This is a genomic window from Oceaniferula marina (assembly GCF_013391475.1).
GTDB lineage: Bacteria > Verrucomicrobiota > Verrucomicrobiia > Verrucomicrobiales > Akkermansiaceae > Oceaniferula > Oceaniferula marina.
In genome coordinates, this window is record NZ_JACBAZ010000002.1 from 353,702 (window position 1) to 370,380 (window position 16,679).

The 16,679-nt window shown below is 48.3% G+C and carries 16 protein-coding genes; all 16 read left to right on the top strand.

Annotated features, from left to right (window positions below; genetic code table 11):
* Positions 1-35 precede the first annotated feature (35 nt).
* The 16 genes from HW115_RS05985 (at position 36) to HW115_RS06060 (ending at position 16,678) form a co-directional block, all read left to right on the top strand.
* Entirely contained in the window at positions 36-398 is a 363-nt protein-coding gene (locus HW115_RS05985) for a four helix bundle protein (RefSeq protein ID WP_227021313.1), read from the top strand.
* A gap of 223 nt (positions 399-621) precedes the next feature.
* On the top strand, positions 622-1,701 hold the full coding sequence (locus HW115_RS05990; RefSeq protein ID WP_178931685.1) for an adenylyltransferase/cytidyltransferase family protein: 1,080 nt from the start codon (positions 622-624) through the stop codon (positions 1,699-1,701).
* A 370-nt stretch (positions 1,702-2,071) separates the two neighbouring features.
* Positions 2,072-2,722, top strand: a complete 651-nt coding sequence (locus HW115_RS05995; RefSeq protein ID WP_178931686.1) for a hypothetical protein — start codon at positions 2,072-2,074, stop codon at positions 2,720-2,722.
* Positions 2,723-3,130: 408 nt separating this feature from the next.
* Entirely contained in the window at positions 3,131-3,925 is a 795-nt protein-coding gene (locus HW115_RS06000; protein WP_178931687.1) for a WecB/TagA/CpsF family glycosyltransferase, read from the top strand.
* A 1,437-nt stretch (positions 3,926-5,362) separates the two neighbouring features.
* Positions 5,363-5,575 (top strand): addiction module protein, encoded by a 213-nt coding sequence (locus tag HW115_RS06005; protein ID WP_178931688.1) that lies wholly within the window; start codon positions 5,363-5,365, stop codon positions 5,573-5,575.
* Positions 5,576-5,759: 184 nt separating this feature from the next.
* Positions 5,760-7,055 carry a phosphoenolpyruvate mutase gene (gene aepX / locus HW115_RS06010; RefSeq protein ID WP_178931689.1) on the top strand — a complete coding sequence of 432 codons (1,296 nt, stop codon included), beginning with the start codon at positions 5,760-5,762 and terminating at the stop codon, positions 7,053-7,055.
* A 220-nt stretch (positions 7,056-7,275) separates the two neighbouring features.
* Entirely contained in the window at positions 7,276-7,701 is a 426-nt protein-coding gene (gene mntA / locus HW115_RS06015) for a type VII toxin-antitoxin system MntA family adenylyltransferase antitoxin (protein ID WP_178931690.1), read from the top strand.
* Entirely contained in the window at positions 7,694-8,107 is a 414-nt protein-coding gene (hepT, locus tag HW115_RS06020) for a type VII toxin-antitoxin system HepT family RNase toxin (RefSeq protein WP_178931691.1), read from the top strand. Before mntA ends, hepT begins: the two co-directional genes overlap by 8 nt.
* A 301-nt stretch (positions 8,108-8,408) precedes the next feature.
* Positions 8,409-9,521 carry a phosphonoacetaldehyde reductase gene (locus tag HW115_RS06025; RefSeq protein WP_178931692.1) on the top strand — a complete coding sequence of 371 codons (1,113 nt, stop codon included), beginning with the start codon at positions 8,409-8,411 and terminating at the stop codon, positions 9,519-9,521.
* A gap of 8 nt (positions 9,522-9,529) precedes the next feature.
* On the top strand, positions 9,530-10,993 hold the full coding sequence (locus HW115_RS06030) for a lipopolysaccharide biosynthesis protein (RefSeq protein WP_178931693.1): 1,464 nt from the start codon (positions 9,530-9,532) through the stop codon (positions 10,991-10,993).
* Positions 10,990-11,685 (top strand): SGNH/GDSL hydrolase family protein, encoded by a 696-nt coding sequence (locus HW115_RS06035; RefSeq protein WP_178931694.1) that lies wholly within the window; start codon positions 10,990-10,992, stop codon positions 11,683-11,685. Before HW115_RS06030 ends, HW115_RS06035 begins: the two co-directional genes overlap by 4 nt.
* A 2-nt stretch (positions 11,686-11,687) precedes the next feature.
* Positions 11,688-12,686 (top strand): N-acetylneuraminate synthase family protein, encoded by a 999-nt coding sequence (locus HW115_RS06040; RefSeq protein WP_178931695.1) that lies wholly within the window; start codon positions 11,688-11,690, stop codon positions 12,684-12,686.
* Positions 12,683-13,435: a cytidylyltransferase domain-containing protein gene (locus tag HW115_RS06045; RefSeq protein ID WP_178931696.1), complete on the top strand. Its 753-nt coding sequence runs from the start codon at positions 12,683-12,685 to the stop codon at positions 13,433-13,435. The genes HW115_RS06040 and HW115_RS06045 overlap by 4 nt, the downstream gene beginning before the upstream one ends.
* Entirely contained in the window at positions 13,425-14,459 is a 1,035-nt protein-coding gene (gene neuB, locus HW115_RS06050) for an N-acetylneuraminate synthase (RefSeq protein WP_178931697.1), read from the top strand. Before HW115_RS06045 ends, neuB begins: the two co-directional genes overlap by 11 nt.
* A 1-nt stretch (position 14,460) precedes the next feature.
* Positions 14,461-15,633 (top strand): UDP-N-acetylglucosamine 2-epimerase, encoded by a 1,173-nt coding sequence (neuC, locus tag HW115_RS06055; protein WP_178931698.1) that lies wholly within the window; start codon positions 14,461-14,463, stop codon positions 15,631-15,633.
* On the top strand, positions 15,626-16,678 hold the full coding sequence (locus tag HW115_RS06060; protein WP_227021314.1) for a GNAT family N-acetyltransferase: 1,053 nt from the start codon (positions 15,626-15,628) through the stop codon (positions 16,676-16,678). Before neuC ends, HW115_RS06060 begins: the two co-directional genes overlap by 8 nt.
* Position 16,679 lies beyond the last annotated feature (1 nt).

Below are 16,679 nucleotides of genomic sequence, written 5' to 3' on the forward strand. Positions count from 1 at the left end.
TGGGAGTCTGGGAGTCTGGGAGTCTGGGAGTTGAAATGATGAAAACATTTGAAGATTGTCTGGTATGGCAAAAAGCTCGATTGCTAAACACGGCTGTTTATCGCGTGAGTAAAGGTGATGCTTTTTCCCAAGATTGGGCATTAGTTAATCAAATTAGGAGGGCTGCAGGTTCTGCGATGCATAATGTGGCAGAGGGTTTTGATGCGGGGAGCGATGCCGAATTTAAACGATTTTTAAGATATAGCTTTCGTTCGGCAGGTGAAGTTCAGAGTCAACTTTACGCAGCTCTAGATCTTGAGTATATCGATCAAATTCAGTTTGATGAAATATACTCATTGGCTATCGAAGTCAAAAGCACATCCGCAGGTCTTATCAAATATCTCCACTCGCCTCAATAAGCCGTCTAGCCTCCCGACTTCCTCGCTTCCTCGCCTTCTCGCCTTCTCGCCTTCTCGCCTTCTCGACTTCTCGCCTTCTCGACTTCTCGCCTTCTCGACTTCTCGACTTCTCGACTTCTCGACTTCTCGCCTTCTCGACTTCTCGACTTCTCGACTTCTCGACTTCTCGACTTCTCGACTTCTCGACTTCTCGACTTCCCAACTTCCCAACTTCCCAACTATCATGAAACGTATCTTTGTATCCGGATGTTACGACATCATTCACGCTGGCCATCTACAGTTTTTCGAAGAAGCCCGAGCTCTTGGGGATCATCTCACGGTGAGCTTCGCTTCTGAAGATGTCCTTTGGCACCATAAACAACGACGTTCATCCATCCCCGATGAACATAAAAAAGCCGTGCTCGAAGGCCTGCGCATGATCGACGAAGTGATCATCGGTACCGACCATGATCTTGGACTCGATTTTAAAACGTATTTTCTCGATGCCAAACCGGATGTGCTGGTCGTGACCGAGGACGATCAATATGCCGATATCAAACAGGCATTGTGTGATCAAGTGGGGGCCACGTACCAGCGCCTACCCAAAACACCACCCAAATTTAATCCGATATCAACCTCCGGGATCGTCAAGTGGGTCAAAGCACCAACCGAAGCTCCTCTGCGAGTCGATTTTGCCGGTGGTTGGCTGGATGTGCCACGCCATGCCAGAGACGATGGCTATATCGTAAACTGCGCCATTTCCCCACTGGTTAGTTTGCGCAGTTGGGACTACGAAAAACGATCCGGCCTTGGAGGGTCCGGTGCCTGGGCACTTTTGAATGGCGAGGATGGTGTGGATGCCGAACTCGATCTCGGAGTCGGCTGGCAAGACCCCGCTGTGATCCGTGAAACAGGTTTGTGTGTGTGGAAGAGTGGTCCGAAGCCGTTGCTCGACTTCAAACGCAATGGCAACATGCTGTCGGGTAAAATGGCTATCCTGTGGACAGGTTGCGAACACGATACCCCGGGTTTTGCCGATGATGCCAGGGACTATGATAAGATTGTGCAGTCCGGACAGTTGGCTCGTGAGGGTGTGCTCAACGAAGATATTCATCAACTTGCCGCAGGTGTGTATGTATACCATGAAATGCAGTTAGAAGAAGGGATGAAGCCGCTGCCGGAAATCGATGCGAGCATCGCGAAAAAATACTGCGGAGGTGGTCACGGTGGTTATGCTCTCTACTTATTTGAATCGCAGGAAATGTGCGACCTGGCTGTGCAAGGAAACGAACAGCTCCGTGCGATTGAACCTTATTGCCTGTAAGTGGTCGGAAAAGATAGAAGACTGCAAGACTACAAGACTGCAAGACTACAAGACTACAAGACTACAAGACTACAAGACTACAAGACTACAAGACTACAAGACTTCAAGACCTCTGTCCTCTTCTATCCTCTCTTACTCTACCTTTCGTGTATTCAGTGCCTTCCGTGGTAATACTGAATGCTCAACCCAAGTCCATCCAACATTCTCAATTAAGCGTGGAGTCTAACTTTCACCCGCGCCCATTTCGTTATAAAAAATAAAAACTATCATACAGGGTAAAAAACAAGAATTTAAATCTATCAGATTTTTCCATTTTTCACTTTTCAACATGTTAGTTTTAGTTAGGTTTCGTGCATAACTCAAACCTACCATGAAACTCCCATTGTTTTTTGCCTTTCTTTCCCTTTCTGCACCGGCGCATGCCGCTGTTATTTATGCGGCTGACTTTTCTGTTTCCGGTCAGGGTGCTACGCATGATTCGATAGGTGATGCCTTGGAGTCTTCTCCTGTCGCTGGTTCGAACTGGATGTTGACGTTTGGATCTCCTTCCTCTGATGGCACCACCAATGAGTTTGTAACAATCGGTGGACTGATGCGTGTCCAGGATTGGGGCGGGGATGGCACGTTGACCAGTCAGCAAATTCATATCACAGGAAACGGGACCGTTGACATCACCGGTGAGGCTTTGACCATTGGTACGGATGTATTCAGCGTCAGTACCGAAGGCATTACCTGGTTTTACCGTTTGAACGACGGAACGCCGGTCAGCCAATTTATTGGAGAAGCAGAATTAGGTATCGGTCCGGTGCCTGCCGGTGTTGATGTGGGTCATCATTTTACCTCTATTCCGGTGAGTGCGGGAGATGTTCTGGAAGTAGGCTTTACTGTTCGGGTGGATGGCGCCGATGATGGCGTTGAAATTTCTGCTCTCGAAGTTGACTTTACCCAGGCACCGGAACCGTCATCAGCTTCTTTATTCGCCGTGGCCCTGATGGGATTGATTTTTTACCGTAAAAAGTAAGCCTTTTGGGGCGACCTGCAGTATGGTTTCGTACTGAGTTGGATTCAAAACAAAACAGGTCGCCCCAATCGAGGCTATGAGATGGTCGGAAGATTTCTGATCCGACGATGACAATGTGAGTCTTGAAAGAGTTCTCTAATTTGAATCTTTGCGCCTTTGCGTGAAATAAAATTAGAGAAGCTCACGCTAAGCCGCTAAGCCGCTAAGCCGCAAAAGGCCAGAGAATAACCGATATCGAGGTATATCCAAACTTGCCATCCGATAAGGCAGACGATTTGATCCAAGAGGCAAAAGAAATCGGAGCGCGCCTCCAAGCAGTTCTTTGTCATCTATTGTCAATTCTCTGTAGTCTGTAGTCTGTAGTCTGTTGTCTGTTGTCTGTTGTCTGTTGTCTTCCCCTTCCCTCCTATGTCCACGCTCCCTCCCATTTCCACTGTCTCTGTCATCGGTTTACCTGTTGCTGTCACGACCTATGCTGATGCAATTGATTGGATTAAAGCCGCCGCACGGAAAGCAGATCAGGCCTACGCCGTTGAAGCCGCAAATACACACGTCGCTTCTCTGTCTCGACACGACAAGGATTTTGGTGAGGCGATGGCCCGCTTTGATCTCATCTGCCCGGATGGGATGCCGCTGGTTTGGTCGGTGAACCGACAGCTCCCCGCTCCTGACCAGCTTACGGACCGGGTTTACGGACCAACGCTCATGCTGAAATCCATTGAAGCGACCCAGGGAGAGCCCGACCTTAAACACTTCTTGTTTGGAGGTAAGGAAAGCACACTGGAGAAACTTCAGCTGCGGTTTTCCGAGGACTTTCCGGAAACATCCATCGCTGGCGCCTACTCTCCTCCATTTGGTGAGTGGCCGGAAGATGAATTCGACCGCATTTGTCAAAAGATCAGGCAATCCGGCGCGAACCTCGTATGGGTCGGGCTAGGGTGTCCAAAACAAGAACATTGGATCGCCAAGCATAAAGACAAGCTTCCACCCGCGGTCTACTTCGGTATCGGTGCCGCTTTTGCCTTTCATGCCGGCGAAGTCAAACAAGCACCTGCTTGGGTTCAAAAATACGGAATGGAGTGGCTCTACCGCCTCTGCGCCGAACCCCGCCGACTCTTTAAGCGATACTTTACCTACAATAGCCTGTTTGTTTGGTACTCTCTGAAGGAGAAAGTTTTGAAGAGGGCAGACAGCAGGCAATAGACAACAGAAGGTAGACAGCAGAGGGTGGGAGTATTCGCTTCGTTGAATGAAACTTCGTTTCGTTGAAGGATAGAGGATTTCTCTGGTTTTGTTTCACGCAAAGACGCCAAGGCGCAAAGATTCCAATAGATGATCTTTACCTCGGTTGGAGAGTTGAATTACAGAGGGCCGATAACCAGATCTTGATTCTTCGCTTGATAGGAGGTCGAAAGGAGGAAGGTCGGTATTTCGTTGATTAGCATTGGCTGCCCCTTATCGGTGTTTGTATTCGCGGCTTAGCGAGCCTCTGAGCTTTGACCTAGACTAGTCTAATACCACTCCGCAAAACAGATGAGACGATTGAAAGTTTTAAAGCTGTGAGGAAATGCACTTCGTGGTGTACCAGAGTTCCGGATAAATTTCTGTTCTGGCTGCGTTTCTCCTCAGTCATGGTGCCCGCACCATTCCATCGTCGCGCCTTGCCAAAACAGAAATTTATCTCGGCAATCGTCCCGTCTGCTTTGCTACTTGGTATAAATCCTATCGGCCTTGGTATTCGTGGTCTGTTTGCCCTGAAGGGGCATCCTATCATAGCCCAGGGCTCCGCCCTGGGAACAAGATCGTATGGTGGCATAGCCCTGAAAGGGCGATATAACCCCTATAAACCGCTCCTGCGGTCATAAGAGTCGGAAGGTCGACCATGGACGCCCCTGTGGGAACGGCAAAGTAGGACAGATTTTCAATCTGTCGACAAACTAGGCCCACTACCTTGTAAGCCGCCCTTGTGTATCCTGCCCTTTCAGGGCGTTCACCGAATAGCATTGCGTGACCCTTGCAGCTGTTTGTATTCGACGTCACCGGAACGAGAGATAGCGAGGCCTCTAAGAAACTCTACCTCATCTCCCTGATTGGTAAGATTCGTATGATTGGTGGTCCCTAATTAAGTTCATTTTTTATTGAACCAAAAATCAATTTACGCTTGGTTGGCATCCGCAGGCGGGAATTTTTTTCCTATTTGCGCATGATTCTTCATCTTTTTTCTTATTTTTCCCAAGGTTTTGGCTGTTTTTACGCCAATCGACCAAGGGCGGCAGCGTGAGAGGTGTTGTGGTGCGGGAGTGCGGGAGTGCGGGAGTGCTAAATTGCGGTAGTGTCGGTTCGTCGAACCGACAGCCGATGGCGAGGAGACCTTTACTCCGAAAAAGAGAACCCTGATAAAGCTCGAAATCCAAGACCGTATTGCCTACCAGAGCTTGTTTTCTGATCGAATCTTTGCGTCTTTGCGCCTTCGCGTGAAATAAAATCAACGAAATCCTCTGTCTTCTGTCGTCTGTCGTCTGTTCTCTGCCGTTCAACCAAACGCAGTTTCATTCAACTTTTCAACCTTCCCCAACTTCGTTTGAATAGAGGTGAATAAAACGACTGGCGGACGGCTACATCTACCCTTATACTGGCAGCATGAGTAAGGCCTTAGAAATTTATCATCAGGTTTTAGATTTGCCCGAAGATCAGCGAGCAAGTCTGGTTGCTGATATCCTTGATACGCTACCGGCCAGTCTTTCGGATGAGGATGAGGGACTTGCAGAAGCACGTAGGCGCTCTAAACAAATGGATGAAGACCCTAACATAGGGATGACTTGGGACGAGATTAAAGTTTCTTTGGGGCGATAAGTTATCGGTTATCGGTTATCGGTTATCGGTTATCTGTCCTCAGTTTTCTATCTTCACCCCTTCAACCAAACGAAGTTTCATTCAACCGGCCGCAGGTCGATTCAACGCTTGCGGCGCACTCCCGCACTCCAGCACTCCAGCACTCCAGCACTCCAGCACTTCCAAACTTCCAAACTTCCAACCCATGCCCAAGACCGTCTACGTAGGGATGAGTGCCGACCTCATTCATCCTGGCCACATCAATATCCTCAACACCGCTGCTGAGTACGGAGAGGTGGTGGTCGGGCTATTGACGGACAAGGCGATTGCCAGCTATAAGCGCCTTCCGAGCCTTCCGTACGAACACCGGAAACAAATCATTGAAAACATCAAGGGGGTCAGTCGCGTGATTGCCCAAGAAACCCTGGATTATGTTACGAACCTTGAGTTGATTCGACCCGACTACGTGGTGCATGGCGACGATTGGAAAACAGGACCCCAAAAAGAAACCAGAGCGCGTGTGATTGCCGCACTGAAAAGTTGGGGCGGCGAGCTCATCGAGCCGAAATACACCGAAGGACTCTCATCCACGGCACTCAACAAGGCGGTTAAAGAAATCGGGACCACCCCCGGAATCCGACTCGGCAAGTTACGCCGACTTATTGAATCCAAAGCCATTGTCCGCGCGCTAGAAGCGCACAATGGGCTTTCCGGACTGATTGTAGAACACGCCCAGGTGCGCGAAAATGGTATCCTGGATGAATTCGATGCCATTTGGCTCAGTAGTCTCACGGACTCCACCGCCAAAGGCCGACCCGATATCGAGTTCGTTGACCGCACCTCGCGGGCTCGCACCTTGAACGATGTGCTGGATGTCACCACCAAACCGATCATTTACGATGGTGACACAGGTGGCATCACCGAGCATTTTACCAAAATGGTTCGCTCTCTCGAACGACTCGGTGTTTCCGCTGTTATCATCGAGGACAAACAGGGGCTGAAGCAAAACTCACTGCACGGCACGGACCGACCACAGATCCTGCTCGAACAAGAGGCGATGTGCGACAAAATTCACGCGGGGAAACAAGCCCAAGTCACTTCTGAGTTCATGATCATCGCCCGGATTGAAAGCTTGATCGCCAAAGCGGGACTCGACGACGCTCTCGAGCGGGCCAAGGCTTACATTGTTGCTGGAGCCGATGCCTTGATGATTCATTCCAAGGAAAGCGATGCCCGGGAAATCCGCGCGTTTTGTGATGCATACGTCGAGTTTGAGCATCAGGTTCCTCTTGTCTGCGTCCCGTCCAGTTACGATGCCGTCTACGAGCAAGAGTTGATCGACATGGGATTTAATGTCGTGATCTACGCCAACCATCTATTACGGAGTGCCTACCCTGCGATGAAATCCACGGCAGAAAACATCCTTCGGCACAAACGTGCCCACGAGGCCTCCCAATCCTGCATGACGGTTCAAGATATCCTGAACGTGATCGAAGATTGATTCCTAGTCCTTAGTTTGGAAGTTTCTTAGTGCTGAAGTTAAGGAGTTCTTAGTTCTTAGTTCGACCTCCGCACTCCAGCACTCCAGCACTCCCCAACTCCCCAACTCCCCAACTCCCCAACTCCCCAACTCCCCAACTCCATCACTTCTATCCTTCGACCTTCGACCTTCGACCTTAGACCTTCGACCTTTGACCTTCGACCTTCGACCTTCGACTCCCATGACTCCCGAACCTCCAACGAATGAAATCGCTGAGCAGATTGCGGCGAGTGTTGAGAGCGTGCTGCATGGCGAACCCGAAATCAAACTCGTCATCTTGTATGGCTCGGTCGCTAGAGGGAAAATGCGCTGCAATAGTGATGTGGATCTTGCGGTTCTCTTTGATCATCCTTTGTCGGCTGAAGAGAAAATGAAGCTCGTTGAGAAACTAGCAGAAACTCTCGGTAAGGAAGTCGACTTGGTAGATCTGCACTCTCTGAATGGGACGATCCTCAGAAAAATCTTATGCGAGGGGAGGGTTATCTACAGGGATGGTTCCGGTAGTCTGGCCAGGCTTTTGCAGCGCATGATCTACAACCAGACAGATATGATGCCCTACACCCTACGTACACTCAAGGAACGCCAACGCACTTTTATTCATGGATAAAGCAGTGATTCTTAACAAGCTCGAAAGCCTTCGTCGCTGCGTGTTACGTGTCGAAGATAAGACTCCTCCCTCATTAGCCGGGCTTGTGAGTGACGCGGATCTTCAGGATATCATTGTGCTGAATCTCGAGCGCGCGGTTCAGACAAGTGTGGATATAGCCCTTCACGTGATCAGCCATCTGGATGTGACCCCGGCTGAGACGATGAGAGGCTCTTTTGAAACATTGCGCGATGCGGGATACATCGACGCCTCCACTTGTACACGTATGACCAAAGCGGTAGGCTTCAGAAATGTCGCCGTGCACGCATATCAGGAGATTGATTGGGAGATCGTTTATATGATGATCACCAAAAATATGAACGACTTTCGTATGTTCGCTCAACAAATGAATGCACTCGTTGATTAGTTTGGGAGTTTCTTAGTGCTGAAGTTAAGGAGTTCAAGGTTCTTAGTTCTTAGTTCTTAGTTCTTAGTTCTTAGTTCTAACCTTCGCACTCCTCAACGAAGAACCAAATTCAACAGCCCAAAGGGCTTTCAACGAAGCGAAGCTTCATTCAACCGGCCGCAGGTCGCTTCAACGCTTGCGAAAGCAAGCACCCAACTCCATCACTTCTACCCTCAGTTGTCTACTGTCTGTCATCTGTAGTCTGACCTTTACCCCTCTACTTATTTACCTTCCGTGTATTCGGTGTGTTTCGTGGTTAGTCATGAATTCTGAACTTCAGTCCTGGTCTCATCTCGCTGATTTCTTCGAGCGTTCGAAGATCCAGTCTGTTCTACTGGTAACCGGGACGAACCTCTATACGGCGTCCGGGGCTGACAAAAAGCTGGTTCATCTCCTTGAAGGAAAGAGGGTTCGTAAAATCGATGGCCTACAAATCAATCCCCAGGCGGATGAAGTGGTCGGTCTACTGCAGGGGTTACAAACAGACCCGCCCTACGATGCCATCCTAGCCATCGGTGGTGGCAGTGTGATCGATGTCGCCAAACTACTCAAAGCCTTCTGGCATCATCCTGAATTGCTGCTCCCGGGGCTTCATCACAGTGATTCATTACACCCGGCAAACATCCCACTCATTGCCATTCCGACCACGGCGGGCTCGGGTAGTGAAGCCACTCACTTTGCCGTTGTTTATCACAACAAGGAAAAGCATTCCATTGCCCACCCCGATCTTTTACCCGACCTGGCTATCATCGATTCGGAGCTATTGCATAGCCTGCCCCAACACATAGCAGCAGCCAGTGGCATGGATGCCCTCTGCCAAGGCATTGAATCCTACTGGTCGATCCACTCCACGGAGGCCTCACGCAGTTTGGCCAAAGAGGCGATCCAACTTGCTTGGTCTTCACTGAAACCGGCTGTGCTCGATAAAGATCCGGATGCCTTGGAGCAACTAGCCCGGGCCTCTCATCTCGCGGGCCAAGCGATCAACCTCACCAAAACCACGGCACCTCATGCGGTTTCTTACGCGCTGACCTCCTACTTCGGCCTGCAACACGGCCACGCCGTTGGCTTGCTGACTCCAGCCTTCTTGAAATTTAATGCCGAAGTCACTGACGCCGATTGCCTCGACCCACGTGGCGCAGCATGGGTGAAACAATCGATCCATGAAATTGTCGATCTGCTAGGCTATCAAACCGTCGCCCAAGCAGCCAATGGCATCACGCAACTCATACACGACCTCGGACTCGAAACCGATTTCAGCAAGCTAGGCATCCAAAGTGAATCCGACATCCAACTCATCCTCGATAACGGTTTCAACCCCGGCCGAGTGAATAATAATCCCAGAAAGGTCACTAAGGAGGCACTCGGGGAGTAGTGTTTAAAATGATTTCTAAAATCAAAAAAATAATATCTAGGCAGAGTGATGTTGCTAAAAATGGGAGTATTTATTTAGGTTCGCGTGTAGGCACTAAAATACTTAGTTTTTTGATGTTGCCTGTATGGACTACCTTTTTGTCTCCAGAGCAATATGGAGTCATTGGCTTGATCGTGGCGTATTCGGGAATGGTGGGGGCATTACTATTATTAGGCCTGCCATCTGCTATTGTTCGTCATTATCATGACTATGACGATCAGTGGTCTGGATACATAAAAACTATTTTTGGATATGCTTTAGGGATACTTTTTCTCGTCTACATGACTATGTGGATGACAGATATCATCTTGCAAGAAGCTGCACCTGATATAATTGGGCGATATAGGAATGTCTTTTGGATTACCCTGACGGGGGGAGTGTTGACTCAATTGTCGATTGCTGGTGTTCAGGCTGAGAGAGCAAGTAAGCAATTTATAATTGGTAACTTTATCTCATACTTAGTGGGGGTGACGTTGTCGTTGTTGTTCGTAATTTATTTTAGGATGGGAGCAGAGGGGTTCCTGTATGGCATGGGGACAGGCACTCTAGTCGGTGTGGCCTACATGGTGTCGAACCGCCGTGAAAAGTGGTTGTTTGGGGGTGGCGCAATTCATGCTCAATACCTCAAAAAAGGGATGAAATATGGAGCGCTATTACTTCCAACTGCTTTATCTGGATGGGCTATCAATTTTTTGGGGCGGATTATCGTAGAGCGGTATAGTGGTTTACAGGAAGTCGGCTTGTTTTCATTTGCCGGTAATCTAGCAATGGTGATGTCTTTCATTATGATCAGCTTGGTTCAGGCTTGGTCACCAGAGTATTTTGCTAGTCGAAAGAGAGGGTCAGAAAATGAAATTAAGGCCTCAGTGAGTCATATTGATGGCTTGGCTACAAAATTCTCGTTGATTGTTTTGATTGGTATTGCCAGTTTTGGGACTCCCATGCTGTCAGTGTTGATTTCGGATAGGTATCATTCAGCGTTGGGTATGATAACGCCTTTGTGTGTTGGCTATTTGTTTTTTGGCTTCACTAATATAGAAACCCGAGAGTGTATGTTTTTGGGAAAGAATTTTCAAGTCTCAGTAATTTACGTGATTGGTGCTTTTGTAGCCATTGTAGGTTCCTTGGCTCTTGTGCCAACCTACGGCGGCTATGGAGCTAGTATAGCAAGTATGGTTGCCATGTTTATTATGAGTTTGCTGCCATTGGTCATGAATAGGAGGCAAGGGGTTAAAATTTTAAACTTAAAGTCATATGGGTTATCTTTCGTATATGGATTGTGTTGTATCTTTGCTGATAAACTAATACCGACTGATGATGTAAATGCATGGTTAGTTAGGAGTTTTTTTGCGTTATTAATGGGGGGCATGTTATTTGTTGCACTAAATAGTTTCTGCAAATCAAACAAATCAAGAGTTTCGGGAGCTGTATGAAAGATCTGTATATTGTCGGCGACTCATTAGGTTTGGCTCGCCCTGCTACCCGTAAAGATATGGCTGTGAGTTATCGCGACACATATGTAGCACGTATCAGAGATCATTATGATGGTTCGGGTGTTCACGTGCATCATAATGGGCGCCGTGAACGTACCGTGGATGAGGTGTATTATTTAACGGATGAAATAATTTGGTCCAGGCCGGAGAGAGTTATAATACAGGTGGGCATTGTTGATTGTGCACCACGCGTTTTTTCTCGATGGCAAAGAGCTTGCTTGGCAAGGCTGCCGAAGCTAATTCGTGTGCCAATTTTAATGTTTGTAAATAAATATAAACTCTTGTTGTTGAGCTTTCGGCCATGGGTAGTTTATACCAGCAAAAAAGCATTCAAAAAAAATGTAGATAAAATATTACTAAAATTTCAGGAGCATAATATTAAAGTGATTTTCTGCAGTATAGCCCCAGCAGGAAAAGGAATGCTATCAAGGAATCCTCGGATTCAGAGTCAAATTAATAAATACAATGCCATTATAAACGAGGTGGTTAAAAGCAGAGGCGGTGTCATTGTGCCACTTTGCGATGTATTCAAGGATGATTGTGAGGCATGTTTGCTTAGCGATGGACATCATTTTAGTGCCCATGGTCATCATCGTTTAGCAGATACCTTGATTAATAGTTACATAGAATGAAGATGAAAAACAATACCTATATCATTGCGGAAATGGCCTGCTCACACGATGGGAAGGTGGATTTAGCAAAACAAATTATCGATGGCGCGGGCAAAGCAGGTGCAGACGCAATACAATTTCAAATATGGAAATTGTCGGAGTCGTTGGTCCCCAGCCATGCTGACTACGACTTTTGCTCTACGCTGGAATTGAGCCAGGACCAGTGGGGCGAACTAGTCGGCTATGTCCGTGAACATTATCCGGAAATGGAAATTATTGGATGTGTAGAGGAGCCGGCAAGTGTGCAATTTTGTGAGAAGGTGGCAATTGATGCATATAAACTGCATACTTCAGAACTATCCAATCCGGTTATGATTGATGAGGTCGCCAAAACCGGGAAGCGGATTGATCTCAGTGTAGGTGCTTCCACCTTGGATGAGATCCAGAAAGCACTGACGAGGATTCGTAGCCTGAGTGATGCCGACGTCTGGTTGATGTACGGGTATCAGAATTTTCCGACCGATCCTGAGAAAGTCAATTTGGACTGGCTGGTGACTCTCAAAAACTTGTTTGGGCTAAGGGTTGGATATCAGGATCATACGGACGCCGAAAGCGCGGGGGCTTTCTGGCTTCCAGCCGCATCGACAGGTATGGGGATTGATGTTCAAGAAAAACACATTACCCACAACCGCTCTAGAAAAGGCTGTGATCATCAGGCGGCCCTGAATCCGGATGAATTTGCCAGGTTTGTCGAGATGTGTAAGACTCTTGATTGTGCAAAGGGAGAATATAGACCACGGAGTTTTTCTGCTGACGAACAGAAATATCGTAAGTATGCGAAGAAGAGTCTGGTGGCCAATAAGGATCTTCTCGAAGGTAATGTGATCACTGGTTCTGATCTTGTGGCAATGCGTGCAAATGATCTGGGGTTACCACCTGATGAAGTGGAGATATTGCTTGGTAGAAAACTTCGCAAAGCCGTTGCGAAATATGAACTGGTGACAATCAAAGACACACTATGAAAAAGCGTATAGGAATCCTCATTACAGGGAGGTTGAAATCAACCCGACTAAAACTGAAGGCATTGAAGGAGATTCAAGGCCGGTCGATGTTCTCACACATGGTGGATCGGTTGAAGTTAGCCTCGCGCCCGGATATTATCGTGCTATGTACTTCGGATTTGAGTGGTGATGACAGGTTGGCGGATCTGGCCATAGAGGAAGGGATAGAGGTATACCGGGGGCATCCTGATGATGTTCTTGCTAGGTTAACTGGTGCAGCGGTAAAATTTGATCTGGATACCGTTATCAACTGCATGGCGGACAATCCTTTCTCGGACCCTGAAATCATTGACCAGCTTGCCGATTATCACATAGGCGCTAATTATGATTATACACGAACAGAGGGAGTACCCTTGGGCCTGTTTTCCTATGCGCTGGAGCGGAAGGCACTCGAAAAAGTATGCAGAATCAAGGATGATATTGATACTGAGATCTGGGGTGCCTACTTCACAGATACTGGTTGCTTTAATTGCGGTGTCATGAAGGTGGTCGATGAGCAGTGGAACTTCCCAGAGCTTCGTCTCACGGTGGACACGGCTCCAGATTTTGATGTCGTGACCCGTATATTTAATGCCCTTAATGTGGATGGCGAAGATTTTTCCGGACCTTCTATCATCCGGTATTCACGTGCACATCCTGAATTGATGGAGATTAATAAGGGCGTCGAACAGAAAAAGGGGCATTCAATAAAGTTGAAAGATGTTGACTAGATGGGACAGAAGTCGATGCTTTGTAATCGCAGAAGCTGGGGTGAACCACAACGGTGATATTGCGGTGGCCAAACGCCTCATCGACGCAGCAAAAGATGCGGGTGCAGATGCGGTTAAATTCCAAACATGGATCACCGAGCTTATAGTAACTGAAGACTCGGCGAGTGCGGATTACCAGCAACAGAACACTGGTAAGCAGAGCCAGTATGAGCTACTTAAAGCTCTCGAACTGAGCCATGATCAGTTTATCCAGCTCAAGGACTATGCTCATCAGGTGGGTATCTGGTTCCTTTCAACTCCGGACGAGGAAGTTAGCGCGGAGTTTCTCTTAAGTAATGGTATGGAATTAATCAAGGTCGGGAGTGGTGAGTTGACCAATCTTCCATTCCTTGATTTTCTGGCCAGAAAACGTCTGCCCATGATTGTGTCTACGGGCATGGCGACCATGCAGGAAGTTGAAAGCGCGGTGACAACCATTCAAGAGGCGGGTACCATAGACCTCAGCCTGCTGCATTGTGTTTCAAACTACCCAGCAGATCCGGCAGACTGTAATTTACGTGCGATGGCGACGATGCGGAAGGAATTTGGCCTACCGGTCGGTTATTCTGATCACACAATGGGTAATGAGATATGCTTGGCTGCGGTGGCACTCGGAGCTACTATCATCGAGAAACATCTCACTCTTGACCGCACGATGGACGGGCCTGATCATGGTTGTTCATCCGAGCCTGCCGAATTTGCAGAGTTGGTTAAAGGTATCAGGGATATTGAATCCGCAATGGGCGACGGGGTGAAGCAACCGGTATCCTGTGAGTTAGCAACCCGCAAAGTGGTCAGGAAGGAAATTGTTGCCAAAAGGGACATGCGGATTGGCGAGATTTTGCAGATATCCGACCTGACTCTTAAGAGAGGAAACGGGGAAGGGTTGGGCAGTGATCAGTTTGAAAATGTGATTGGGAAGTGTGTGATAGAGGCAATACCGGAGAACGCGCTTGTGTTGCCTAGCAAGTTGTCTGTAACGTGATATGATGGTGGAGAGTCGCAAGATTGCTGTATTTACCTCGGCTCGTTCTGAGTACGGGAGTTTTCGAGGGATGCTCGAAGCGATAGAGCAGCATCCGGGTTTGGAATTGTGCTTATTCGTAAGCGGGACACATCTTGCTGAGCAAGATGGCTATACTATCAGCGAAATTGAGGATGACGGATTCGAAGTTACCGCCCGGATACCCATGTTTGATGGGGACAGAAGCTCCGAAGGGTATGCCAGAGCCTTGGGCAGAGAGTGGCTTGGGTTGGTGGATGCCGTCAGCGAACATCGCCCCGATATCATCCTGATAAATGGCGACCGCGGCGAGTTATTGCCTGTAGCATCTGTAGCGTTAACTCTAGGCATTCCCGTCGCGCATATTGCCGGTGGTGAGATTACTGAAGGTGCGATTGACGACTCAGTGCGGCACGCTGTATCCAAGCTTAGCCATCTCCACTTTGTCACTAACGACCTCCATGCGCGGAGACTGTGCCAACTGGGAGAGGAAAGTTGGCGTATTGTCATTTCCGGTGAGCCCGCTCTCGATAGTATCAGCAAAATGACATTGCTCACAAAAAGTGAATTAGAGGAGTCGCTTGAAATCAAGTTGAACGATCCGATCGTATTGGTCACTTACCATCCTGAAACTCTGGGAGAAGCGGGTCTGGCTGAACTCGAGGCGACGCTGGAAGCGATGGTATCCGTGGACGCAACTTACGTGATTACTTATCCCAATGCGGATCCCGGAAGCGAACCAATACTCGAGCGTCTCAAACGGTTTGCTGGTGAAAATGAACAGGCCATGCTCGTGTCGTCTTTAGGACAAGTCCGATATTACAGCATGCTTGCATGTTGCGCGGCGATGTTAGGAAATTCTTCCAGTGGTCTTTGGGAGGCTCCCACCTTTAGGCTTCCAGTGGTCAACCTCGGTGGTAGGCAAGCAGGCAGATTACGTGCTGGTAACGTGATTGATATTTCGGATGTTAGTGCCCAGGCTGTTCGACGGGGCCTTGAACAGGCGATATCACAGGAGTTCAATAAGTCATTGGAATGTCTTGCAAACCCATATGGTAATGGGCATGCAGTGGACAAGATCATCAGTGTGCTCGAGTCTGTTCCGTTAGATATTAGATTGCTGCGCAAAAAGTTTGTAAATACCTGTGATGAGTGAGATCCATACCTATGATTCTGTGAGGAATGATATACGCTGGCGACAGGCACTCGGTGTATGGACGGACGTATATTTTCAACCAGAATGGCTTACATTGCATCTGTTCGATGAAGGAGCGGTAGGCCTGCTCTTTGAGTATAAAGAAGGAGATGCAGTTTGGCTCTATGCTTTTGTCAAACGACCAATTCCGACAGAATATGGGCAGTTGAATTGCTTCGACATCGAGAGTGCCTACGGCTATGGTGGCCCCTTGAGCTCGTCCGATGACGAGGAGTTTCTGAAACGGTCACGTGGGGCTTTTGAGAAATGGTGTATTGATCAGGGGATCGTGGCTGAGTTCTGCGCATTTCACCCGATGTTGAGCAATGAGAAGTGGATGTTGTCTGATAATCTCAAGATTTTGACAGACCGGGAAACAGTAGCACTCAATCTGGGTGGTGAAAATCCGCTGAGTGACAATTACTCTGCCGACGGGCGTTATATGTGTCGGCGTGGGCAGCGTGAGGGAATCCGAATTGAAGAAGTTCCAGTTGATCAGGGTTTTGATCGATTTGTGGAGATGTACCTTGAGGCAATGCAGCGGTTGAATGCATCCAAATTTTATTTATTCAACGGCAGATATTTTGAGCAGTTGGAGCAGCTAGTGCGCGCGCGCGGATGGCTCATGGCTGCTTTAAAGAATGAGGAATGGGTGGCAGCTTCGCTGTTTCTCCACGGAGATCAGTGGCTGCATTATCATCTTTCAGCTAACAATATGGATGTTAAGGCACCGGGAGCAACCAACATGCTGCTGGATGCAGCGGCACACAAGGGATGTTCCATGGGATTGACGGCATTTCATCTTGGCGGTGGCCGTACCAATGCGGAAAAAGATAGCCTCCTTAAATTCAAGGCTTCCATGGGAAAGGAAAAGCAGCAGTTTAAGATTGGTAAAGCAATTCATCATCCCGATGTATACCACGCAATCATCAAGCAGTGGGAAGCAAGGCAGCCTGAGCAGGTTGCCTCAATAGGACAACGCTTGTTGAGATATCGCAGTAGATAAT